Below are 9788 nucleotides of genomic sequence, written 5' to 3'. Positions count from 1 at the left end.
GCGCAGGACTGGCCGGTGAATACACCATTACTGTAGAGAAATAGACCGTGGCTACGTATGTAGATCAGACAACTATGTGTCTATGAGACTGTTTTTAACAGACTCACTAAAAAGCACTCTCCGATGGGGAGTGCTTTTGCGTGTTAGTATATCTCTCACTCTCAAGCCCATTTCAATTCCTACTTGGTGCGATTAGAAGGAATTCACCTATCAGACCCATTTCCTCAGTAATTCATTTCAATTCCTACTTGGTGCGATTAGAAGGCCAGCTCAAGGGTAAGTTCTTAATGAGCAGCTATATTTCAATTCCTACTTGGTGCGATTAGAAGCCCTACTATCCATCCGTTATTTGATGATGCAAGCTTATTTCAATTCCTACTTGGTGCGATTAGAAGATTGATTTTTATGCCATTGCCAAAGTGGTAGACCCAATTTCAATTCCTACTTGGTGCGATTAGAAGGATAGGGAATTTGTCTACAACTCTGTTCGCTACCAGATTTCAATTCCTACTTGGTGCGATTAGAAGACACTGACCATTATGTTCCAAACGGTTGAACCTTAATTTCAATTCCTACTTGGTGCGATTAGAAGTACAATAGATAAAGGCTATGTTGACGGCCTGAATGATTTCAATTCCTACTTGGTGCGATTAGAAGTTTGTTTAAAAGTTTTGCAGGCTTTAGGGCGGATGGATTTCAATTCCTACTTGGTGCGATTAGAAGCCTTTCTTTCGCGCTCGGTGAGCTGACTATAACGGAATTTCAATTCCTACTTGGTGCGATTAGAAGTTTTCATTGCTTTGTCGTTTTTTTATTATTAATACATTTCAATTCCTACTTGGTGCGATTAGAAGAAAGAATCCTTGAAACTCTGTCTCGCTGTTGTTGTTATTTCAATTCCTACTTGGTGCGATTAGAAGTAATAACGGGCTTGCAGGTAACTACTTTGAATTGATTTCAATTCCTACTTGGTGCGATTAGAAGGCGCGCTTGTTATGGGTTCTATTTTGTACACAACGAGATTTCAATTCCTACTTGGTGCGATTAGAAGTACGCAACGGCAGGGGCTAACTGGTTAGCTGCTGAATTTCAATTCCTACTTGGTGCGATTAGAAGCAGGGCTTTCACCTCAAACTATGCACTTGCATTCTAATTTCAATTCCTACTTGGTGCGATTAGAAGATACGTGTGTAACGCAATATGAACATGAGCTTATAAGATTTCAATTCCTACTTGGTGCGATTAGAAGATTCCTTAAAAACTCATCATTGCTCGGTGTGTATGTATTTCAATTCCTACTTGGTGCGATTAGAAGATTTATATTTTAATGGCAATAATGAGGTTGACTGGTATTTCAATTCCTACTTGGTGCGATTAGAAGAAAGAAGCGTATAAACGGGGTTAATTACCTTGTGTTATTTCAATTCCTACTTGGTGCGATTAGAAGGCAGGAATAGCAAGCACTACAAGCATTACTTTAGAATTTCAATTCCTACTTGGTGCGATTAGAAGTGATCAGTATGCACCAGCAAATGGTAGCAAACACAGATTTCAATTCCTACTTGGTGCGATTAGAAGATTGCCCTCACATTGTCCCTCAAAAGCTTTTGCCTTATTTCAATTCCTACTTGGTGCGATTAGAAGAACATCGAGACATCGGGCGGAAACATTCTTGCGAGATTTCAATTCCTACTTGGTGCGATTAGAAGCTCGAGCTCCTCAACATTGACCTGACCATTTCCAAAATTTCAATTCCTACTTGGTGCGATTAGAAGGGGGAGCCGAATAATTGGCACTATTCTCTTTAAACTATTTCAATTCCTACTTGGTGCGATTAGAAGTATGTCTTAGGCATTTTCGCCCCCTTTCTCCAAAAGATTTCAATTCCTACTTGGTGCGATTAGAAGCAAACTAAAGGCTATTTCTCTTACTGACTCGTCATATTTCAATTCCTACTTGGTGCGATTAGAAGATGCACAAACAATTTGAGTACATTCTTCATGTTTTTATTTCAATTCCTACTTGGTGCGATTAGAAGTCGCCAGGGGCACCATAAGGGCAATCGAGTTGAATAAATTTCAATTCCTACTTGGTGCGATTAGAAGTTTCATTAAAGGCATCATTAAGTATGCCTGTAGAATATTTCAATTCCTACTTGGTGCGATTAGAAGACTGGCTTGCATGCTTGGCCAGATCTCTCCTTGTTGATTTCAATTCCTACTTGGTGCGATTAGAAGTAGCCTGACCAATAAAAATTCCTAGTCTTATGCATATTTCAATTCCTACTTGGTGCGATTAGAAGTTATAACCCTATTCTTCTCCTGATTACTATACTTATTTCAATTCCTACTTGGTGCGATTAGAAGGCTGATGAAGTTCAGCACCGGTGCATCCGGAATTGGATTTCAATTCCTACTTGGTGCGATTAGAAGGCTACCTCCGGCTATCACCAGGGCAATCAATACAATTTCAATTCCTACTTGGTGCGATTAGAAGAACAATAACAACAACAGATTCTGTAACCTGAAGCACATTTCAATTCCTACTTGGTGCGATTAGAAGCCTCGAGTAAATGCGTATATAAAGGCGCAGTTAATTTATTTCAATTCCTACTTGGTGCGATTAGAAGGCCACCAACAGTTGCGGCCAGATTCCACCCACTGTATTTCAATTCCTACTTGGTGCGATTAGAAGCCACCTGTATGCCTTGTCCGGAGAAACTTGACCATATTTCAATTCCTACTTGGTGCGATTAGAAGCCTTAATTTCTTTCGCTTCATCACTCCTATATAAATATTTCAATTCCTACTTGGTGCGATTAGAAGAGCGTCTGGCTAGTTTTAACCTTACGGAGTTGGTTTATTTCAATTCCTACTTGGTGCGATTAGAAGCTTCGCCTGATCAGCCTCACAATGAGCTTCCACTTATTTCAATTCCTACTTGGTGCGATTAGAAGTCATTACGCCTGTTTTAGTTCTCTCTTCGTTTCATATTTCAATTCCTACTTGGTGCGATTAGAAGGCGTGGGTTCGACAACGAAAATAGACCTTTTTAAACTATTTGGAAGGGTGTATGTGTTGATTTTTTGGCTAGGCTATTGTCGATCGGCAATAACCTGTTTTTGACTGGGCTTCGACAACCCCCTAATTATCTGTCTGGGCAAAGGTTAGAGGGTATTAGGGGAGGTACTGCCTAATCAAAGGGAAGGGTGTTGGCCCATCGACAACCTAAACCTTAAATAAAGTTATCCAGACGATTTTTTTCATGACCTACGATTTCCTTTTCCAACCACTTTTCATCACGACTTTTGAAAACTATGATACTATCTTCTTCCGGTTTCATGATTTTTTTGGCCTTAAAAATAAGTTCCTTCAGTTTTGCTTCGGTAATCTCGCCCTCAAAAACAGAGTTCTGTATCCATATCAAATACTGCCTACAAAGCTTGAGCATTTTGGCCACCCTGCGTTCACCAATATCATATACTAATACCACATACATTTTACCACCAAATTTTAAAAGGTTCGTACTTTTCTATTTCCAATATGTGTTTGCTAAGCTTGTAGCATTCCAGTTTTACCAGGTGTTTGTAACTTACATTCTTTTTAAGCGTACGGTGGTGAATGGTTTCGTTCAGGCGGTCTTCGAATGTTTTGATGAATGTTTTTTTGCCTGCTTCCTTTAGCAGCACTTTGTTCATGTGGAAGTCGAAATCCTTCGACTGTATTTCCTTTTTGTTCAGTACCCTAAAAATGACCCTGTCTACCAAAATTGGTTTGAAGATTTCCGCAATGTCTAGCGCCAAGGAGTATCTTCTAAAGCCAGGCTCATGCAAAAAACTGATGGTTGGGTTGAGCTGGGTATGGTAAATTTGGTCGAGGCATTGGGTGTAACACATCATGTTGCCGAACGACACCAATGCGTTTACCTCATTGAGAGGAGGTTGTTTGCTGCGACCTTCCATGGCATGGTCATTCAAAATAATGTCAAAAGCTGTATAATAGGTTTGCCTGATATTACCTTCTATACCCATTAGCTCTGGTATGTTTTGGGTAGAACCAATTTTATCGCTCAAAGCATTGATCATGCCTATCTGTTGGTGTACATCTTTTTGCCTGTTGAGGTAATATCGGAGGTTTTTTAAAATGTTGAAGGCTGCTCCTTCTACCAGTTTTTTGGCCAGTAAAAGCCGTTTTTCCGGGTCTGCATAATGCAGTGTTTGGGCAATCTGTACTTTTCCGGCCAAAAGATATTCTTTGGGTTGAAAGCTGCCTGTGTAGTGTTCGTAATAGTCGAAAAAGTGCACGCTAATGCCAGCTTTACCCAGAAAATTATAGAGGGCTGAGTTGGCATCCAGACTACCGAAGCAATAAAGCTCAGATACGGCTTCCACAGGAATGTACTTTGGAGTACCTTCATTTCTCTTTTCGTCCACAGGAGTAAATTTTAACGTATGGTCTTTGCGGCTTAGCCTGCCAGGGTTGAACAGGTAGTAGGCTTTTTTCATAGGGGTTCATTGATATAACAGAAATCGTGGTAGCTGCATTTTTTGCAAATGGGCTTGTTGAGTAGGGTAGGGCATAGCGCAGAGTTCAAAAGTACATCAATTTCTCTGAGCCATTGGTGGATGGTATTTTCATCTCCATTCTCCCATTCAACGGTCTGTCTTTGTCGAGACTTAGGATATTCAATTATGGCACTGGCTCCTTGAATTCCATTTTTGTGAAGCACATACAAATAGTACTTCACCTGAGCTATGTGGGCTTGTTCTACCTTATTGGACTTTTTTACCTCATGTATGATCTTATTCTTGGGGTCATAATGGTCTATTTTTACCCCATCTATTTCGAGTTCTGTGTATTTGGTGGCACGATCCTGATAGCTGCTTTCGCCAATTAGCTTACCCTCTGCCACAATTTCTGAATTGTGCTCCATGCGTATGCCGTGATGAAATAGCCAAAGCTTGCGTTGGCAGGTATGGAAGTACGCAATATGTGTGGCAGTTATGGGCATTACTGGCTTAGAATTCAAAGTCGGTTAGAAGGTTTCGATTGCTTACGCCTAGGTGGAATTCGAGGAATTCTTGTTGACCGCCAAACCAACCTAGGCCTTCGGTTTTGGCAAGTTTGGTTGGTTTGCTGCCTGTATAGATTTTCCAACTGCTATGAGGCCAATCGGCAGCGCTGTTAACAAAACCGTGATTTACCGGATTGTTGTGTATGTAGGCGATAAGGGTGGAAAAATAAGTATTGGAGTCGATTAGTTTTCGATGGAACCTTGGGATAAAAAGACTGCCTTTTCTATTGAACATTCGGTTGTAGGCCTGGGTATAGCCATTGAACAAATGAGAGAATTGGCGGCTGATCGTGTTGGATAATTCCATCCCTTCAAGGGTTTTGAACCCTTGAAGGGATGATAAACTCTCCCTTCCCCTTATTCGCACCATCAAATGCAAATGATTGGGCATAAGGCAATAGGCAAAGGTTTCAGCGATGGGGTATATATATGTGGCGTACTTTTCCAGAAAATACCGATAGTTTTCATCGGAACGGAACAGATCTTCGCTTCCATTGGCATGAGTGTAGACATGGTAAACTCGTTCTGGCTCTAATGGTATTCTATGGTCTGGCATGGTGGTGCTATTTCAATCAGATTATCAGGTTTTAAAGTTTTGATGGCCTGAGTGTATTCAAAAAAACCTTATAGTTATCTGTTGGTTTGGGGAACCTGATGCTCATAGTCATAGTGAGACATTAGGTCAATGAGTTTTGTTTAGCTTTTTTAGGGTAGAGATAACTTTTAAAGCAGTCTCTCATCAATAGAGTCCCTTTCCTTAACATAACCAATTTTGTCCTCATATTTAAAGTCAAACGCCACAATTAAATTATTTCGCAAGTCTTTTGAATGATTTGTTGTTTTTAATTCATATTGATAAACCTGCACTAAGAGTTGATTAGCCTCAATATATCTTTTTTGAATACGTAAAGCTTCAAATTCATCAATCAAGTTTTTGCACAAAACCTCTACCTTTTGATTGTTCTGTTCTAAAACATCTTCAATCCAGTCTTCCCAGTCTCCCGCAATCCAATCCGTTTCAAACTGATTTATTGTCGAGTTTCTCAAACCAAGTTCATAGTCCCTCCTCTGATTATCGTTGTAGCCATTTTTATAAACTTGATTACAAGCTGAGACCAGATCATTTTCTGAAAGCTCATGTCCATCAAGGTTTAAAAGAGTTCTCCATGTATCAGAAAGCACTTCTTGATCATAGAAATATTTCGTATTTCCGATGATTTCTTCAAAAAGGTAAATGGAGGACAATTCTTTCTTGCCAGCTCGATTTACACGCCCTAATCGCTGTATTAGCGCATCTATCGGAGCATTTTCAATAAATGCTATGTCATAGTCTATGTCCAGACTAACTTCTACAGCTTGAGTAGCGATCAAAAGTTGAGGACGTTCTTCTGAAACCTTACTTGTGATTCTTTTCTCAATTTCAATTCTACCCCTTTTGTGAAATCCACTGTGTAGCAATGCTACTTTATCAGAATCAATAAGTATTTCCCTTAATAGTCCCTGAGCCGTTTTCACATTATTGACAACAACTAACACGCTTTTTCCAGCATGCAAGTATTCCTCTATAAGATGAATTTTGTCTTTAATCGATTGTCTCTTCTGGCAATGCAGGATATGCCTTTTTCTATCTAAAACCTCTTGGTCACTATCAATAGCGGGGTTAGGTCTTTTTAGTTTACTTTCATCACCATCAAACACAACCTCAATAATGTTTTTCAGCATAAACTCAGGAATGGTAGCCGACATAAAGAAGAACCGGGCATTAAACATCTTCCTAAAAAGTTTAATACTTGCCAGTAGCATTCCGGTTAGCAGCGCATTGTAAGTATGAAATTCATCAATAATAAAGAGAGCATTCTTATAATCATAAAGGGCTAATTCCCAGCCCTTTCCTTTTAAGGATGTTTTCAAAATCTGATGTAAGGTGGCTACCTTGACAGGGTAAAACAATTCACTCGAAAGTGATTTTTTTGATCGGGCCTCCTTTTCTATCTGTTCATAGTCAATCGGTTCATTGTTAGAAGCTTCTTCGGATAATTGGTCATAAAAAAAATCTAAGGTCTTTGAGTGTTGGGCAGTAACGCATTCTTTTCCAAATACCTCCTGCAATCGAACAACCATTGCATTGATACTTGCTGTATAGGGTAGCAAGTAAAACAAACGCGCATTGTTGGACTGATTGGAATAAACCCAACTTAAAGCTGCTTCAGTTTTTCCAGCACCTGTAGGCGCATGCAGTATCACATCTGATTTTTCTCTTTGCAAATCCTTTTGAAAGTTCCGAAATGGGAAATAATTCCCCTCTTTATCTTTTGGTTGAAAGTCCTTTATTCTTAATTGCCTATATCGTGGTACCTCATTTTCCAACCTTGCCGACCCAATATGATCCGCAGCTATTAACAAAGCTCTGGTAAGTGATAGTTGCCTTCTGGTCTCAATATCATTGACTACCCTTTCCTGATAACGCTGATGTAATACCTTGATCAAGTCCTTTGAAATTTGAGGATGCGGATAGCCTTTCGATACTTCCAATTTCAAGCCCATCAATTGTAGCCATTTGGTGAGCGTATCAACAGATAAAAGAGTTCTATCACTTTCCAGATGCGACTGCATGTAAGATTCCAATGAAACCTTTTCTAACCTGCCATTCCCCCCATCACTTCGCATTATTCCCTTATGGTGAGTGGCTATGGCAAACAATTCATCGATAGGAATATCCAAGAAATTTTCACAAAACCAGAGTGAAATGATTTCATGTCTGATTGATGTGTTTTTAGCACCAGCTAATCGTCTTTGAAATTCAGAATGGATTTTGCCCAAATCATGCAAAACAGCACACCGGAAAAGTTTTTCTTTCCAATAGTGCTTTTCATAATCTGAGAAAGGTAAGTTTTGGATTAAATTTTCGCCAGCTTGTATTACATGCCGGGTGTGCATCTCCAATGTCGTTTTTCCATCACTTTTGGCCCAAAACGCACTAAAAAAATTGCTCATTCTGAAAATTGATGAAAGTAAAATGCTTTATTCTCTCCTTCAATCTGAAGCAGATTAGGAACTCTAATCATTACCTCATTATCTGACGGGATAGCCATAAATATTGCTGTTTTGGTGGCAAGCCTTCCTCCTCCTACCTCTTCATTTTCTCGATATGCTTCCGCTAATTGCACCAATTGCCCTCCAGCTTTTAAATCCGAGTTGAATGGAATCATACAACCCGAAATGGTCGCTTCATCAACTTGCCTGACTCGTCTAACACAAACCCTTTCTATTTTTAAAATATCTTGGGATCTCCCAAGACAAGGAGTACCTACCGGGTTTAGAAAGTAATGTTCCCAATCCAACCGATCAATCCATAGAGTAAGCTTGGGCGATGAATGAAACTCTCTCAAATAAGCATCCGATCCTTTAGTATGCGGCTTCACTTTCTTTCCATCAAATTCCAGACGCTGACGGGTTTCTAAATCTTTTGCAACCGAATCAAATGAATACCGAAAACCAATTTTCACTTCCGTGCAATCAACATTTCTTCCCAAGCAGCATCCAATAAGCCCTAGCAGTAATGAATATGATGGCACAGACATACAGACTGAATTACCAGATAAGACAAAGGGCATTCTGGGAGTGGCTGTCCAGCCAGTCATATGAATCTCCAGAACTTTATCCATTCTTCAAGTGGCTTTCTATGAACTTATTTACTACACCCTGCGGAGAGTCTATAGTAAAGCCTTCACCCAACTCTTTTACATCACCTTCATTTTGTAGATATCCAGATCGAATTCCAATGTATATATCAGTCGCAAGTTTGGATTTGAAGTCAGACTGGATTTGTTTAATTGTGTCGATATTCAAGGCTGGCCTTTCACCAGTACCTACAAATAAGTTGTTAAAAACGGGATTGGCTGATTCCATTCCTGCAAGAATTAAAACTTTTGGAGTGACATCCGAACCAAAAGCAGCTTGCTTGGCACCACCCCTTAAAAAGGCCAGTCCCTTCAAAAGACCAGCAGCATGATTTTTCCGTCTTTTCTCGGCATCTTTCAGGGTATAACGTTTATGCTTAGGGTTTGATAAATCAGATATTTCAAATTTGTCTTTATACCTTTCCACAAATTCCTTAGAGAGCTCTTGGTGACTTCCAAGATTATCATAGACACCAAGCCTGTAATATTCCAAATTAAAAAAGCCTTCTAAGTGACTAGAATAGAATTGAGTAGAATATCTCAAGGGAGTTCCATTTTTAGGAAATACTGTACCTTCATCAGTGGTGAAAGCATACATATTAGGAATGCCCTTTAAAATGGATGATTTGAAGGCAGTAGTTCGTTGGAGGCTCTCAGCTTTTATTTCTTTTCCCTCCTCATTTTTCTCCTTACCTCCTGCTTTCATATATCCAAAAATATCATCCTCAGCATATTCAATTGGGTTCAGTTTATTAGAAACCTTATTGGTCGATCCTTTCGCATTAAAGCCTATTGCTTCTATTTCACTTGGCTCCCATTGATTTTCTTCATTTGTGGTGTCTCTCAACCACCTTCGCCATGCTTGGGCCGAGACATACGGAACTTGTTCATATCGACCATTAACCTTTGTTCTGAAAGTTTTAGGAATAATTTCATTTTTATCCTCTTGAGTTTTGAGGCCAAAACCATTTAGAAATGCTGCGGATGCGTCTATCAGAAGTCCACCTGCAATGTTTTTAAGATTTGCCATTATAA

7 protein-coding genes and 1 CRISPR repeat array are annotated in these 9788 nt (G+C 39.6%); all 7 genes read right to left on the bottom strand.

What is annotated here, in order from left to right; genetic code table 11:
- Positions 1 to 169 precede the first annotated feature (169 nt).
- A CRISPR array of direct repeats spans positions 170 to 3021; the repeat unit is 30 nt; unit sequence ATTTCAATTCCTACTTGGTGCGATTAGAAG.
- A 213-nt stretch (positions 3022 to 3234) separates the two neighbouring features.
- The 7 genes from cas2 to cas7i all read right to left on the bottom strand — a co-directional run bounded on the left by cas2 (position 3235) and on the right by cas7i (position 9783).
- Positions 3235 to 3498: a CRISPR-associated endonuclease Cas2 gene (cas2, locus tag B3O12_RS13255; RefSeq protein ID WP_286756624.1), complete on the bottom strand. Its 264-nt coding sequence runs from the start codon at positions 3496 to 3498 to the stop codon at positions 3235 to 3237.
- A gap of 1 nt (position 3499) precedes the next feature.
- Positions 3500 to 4504: a type I-B CRISPR-associated endonuclease Cas1b gene (cas1b, locus tag B3O12_RS13250; protein ID WP_286745196.1), complete on the bottom strand. Its 1005-nt coding sequence runs from the start codon at positions 4502 to 4504 to the stop codon at positions 3500 to 3502.
- Entirely contained in the window at positions 4501 to 5028 is a 528-nt protein-coding gene (gene cas4, locus B3O12_RS13245) for a CRISPR-associated protein Cas4 (protein WP_286756623.1), read from the bottom strand. The genes cas1b and cas4 overlap by 4 nt, the downstream gene beginning before the upstream one ends.
- A complete protein-coding gene (locus B3O12_RS13240; RefSeq protein ID WP_286756622.1) occupies positions 5018 to 5629 on the bottom strand; it encodes a transposase in 612 nt (203 codons plus the stop codon). Before B3O12_RS13240 ends, cas4 begins: the two co-directional genes overlap by 11 nt.
- 167 nt (positions 5630 to 5796) lie before the next feature.
- Positions 5797 to 8067, bottom strand: coding sequence for a CRISPR-associated helicase Cas3' (cas3, locus tag B3O12_RS13235; protein ID WP_286756621.1), 2271 nt, complete (start codon positions 8065 to 8067; stop codon positions 5797 to 5799).
- Positions 8064 to 8738, bottom strand: a complete 675-nt coding sequence (locus tag B3O12_RS13230; protein WP_286756620.1) for a hypothetical protein — start codon at positions 8736 to 8738, stop codon at positions 8064 to 8066. The genes cas3 and B3O12_RS13230 overlap by 4 nt, the downstream gene beginning before the upstream one ends.
- Positions 8731 to 9783 carry a type I-B CRISPR-associated protein Cas7/Cst2/DevR gene (cas7i, locus tag B3O12_RS13225; protein ID WP_286756619.1) on the bottom strand — a complete coding sequence of 351 codons (1053 nt, stop codon included), beginning with the start codon at positions 9781 to 9783 and terminating at the stop codon, positions 8731 to 8733. Before cas7i ends, B3O12_RS13230 begins: the two co-directional genes overlap by 8 nt.
- Between the last annotated feature and the right edge of the window lie 5 nt (positions 9784 to 9788).

Origin of the sequence: Roseivirga sp. UBA838, assembly GCF_002296035.1 — a bacterium.
GTDB classification, from domain to species: Bacteria; Bacteroidota; Bacteroidia; order Cytophagales; family Cyclobacteriaceae; genus Roseivirga; species Roseivirga thermotolerans.
This window is presented reverse-complemented; position numbering and strand designations above follow the sequence as displayed.

Bases quoted from the DNA above. Each gene is read 5' to 3' on its own strand.
- cas1b (WP_286745196.1), bottom strand. From the start codon at position 4,504: ATGAAAAAAGCCTACTACCTGTTCAACCCTGGCAGGCTAAGCCGCAAA.
- B3O12_RS13230 (WP_286756620.1), bottom strand. From the start codon at position 8,738: ATGGATAAAGTTCTGGAGATTCATATGACTGGCTGGACAGCCACTCCC.
- B3O12_RS13240 (WP_286756622.1), bottom strand. From the start codon at position 5,629: ATGCCAGACCATAGAATACCATTAGAGCCAGAACGAGTTTACCATGTC.
- cas3 (WP_286756621.1), bottom strand. From the start codon at position 8,067: ATGAGCAATTTTTTTAGTGCGTTTTGGGCCAAAAGTGATGGAAAAACG.
- cas7i (WP_286756619.1), bottom strand. From the start codon at position 9,783: ATGGCAAATCTTAAAAACATTGCAGGTGGACTTCTGATAGACGCATCC.
- cas2 (WP_286756624.1), bottom strand. From the start codon at position 3,498: ATGTATGTGGTATTAGTATATGATATTGGTGAACGCAGGGTGGCCAAA.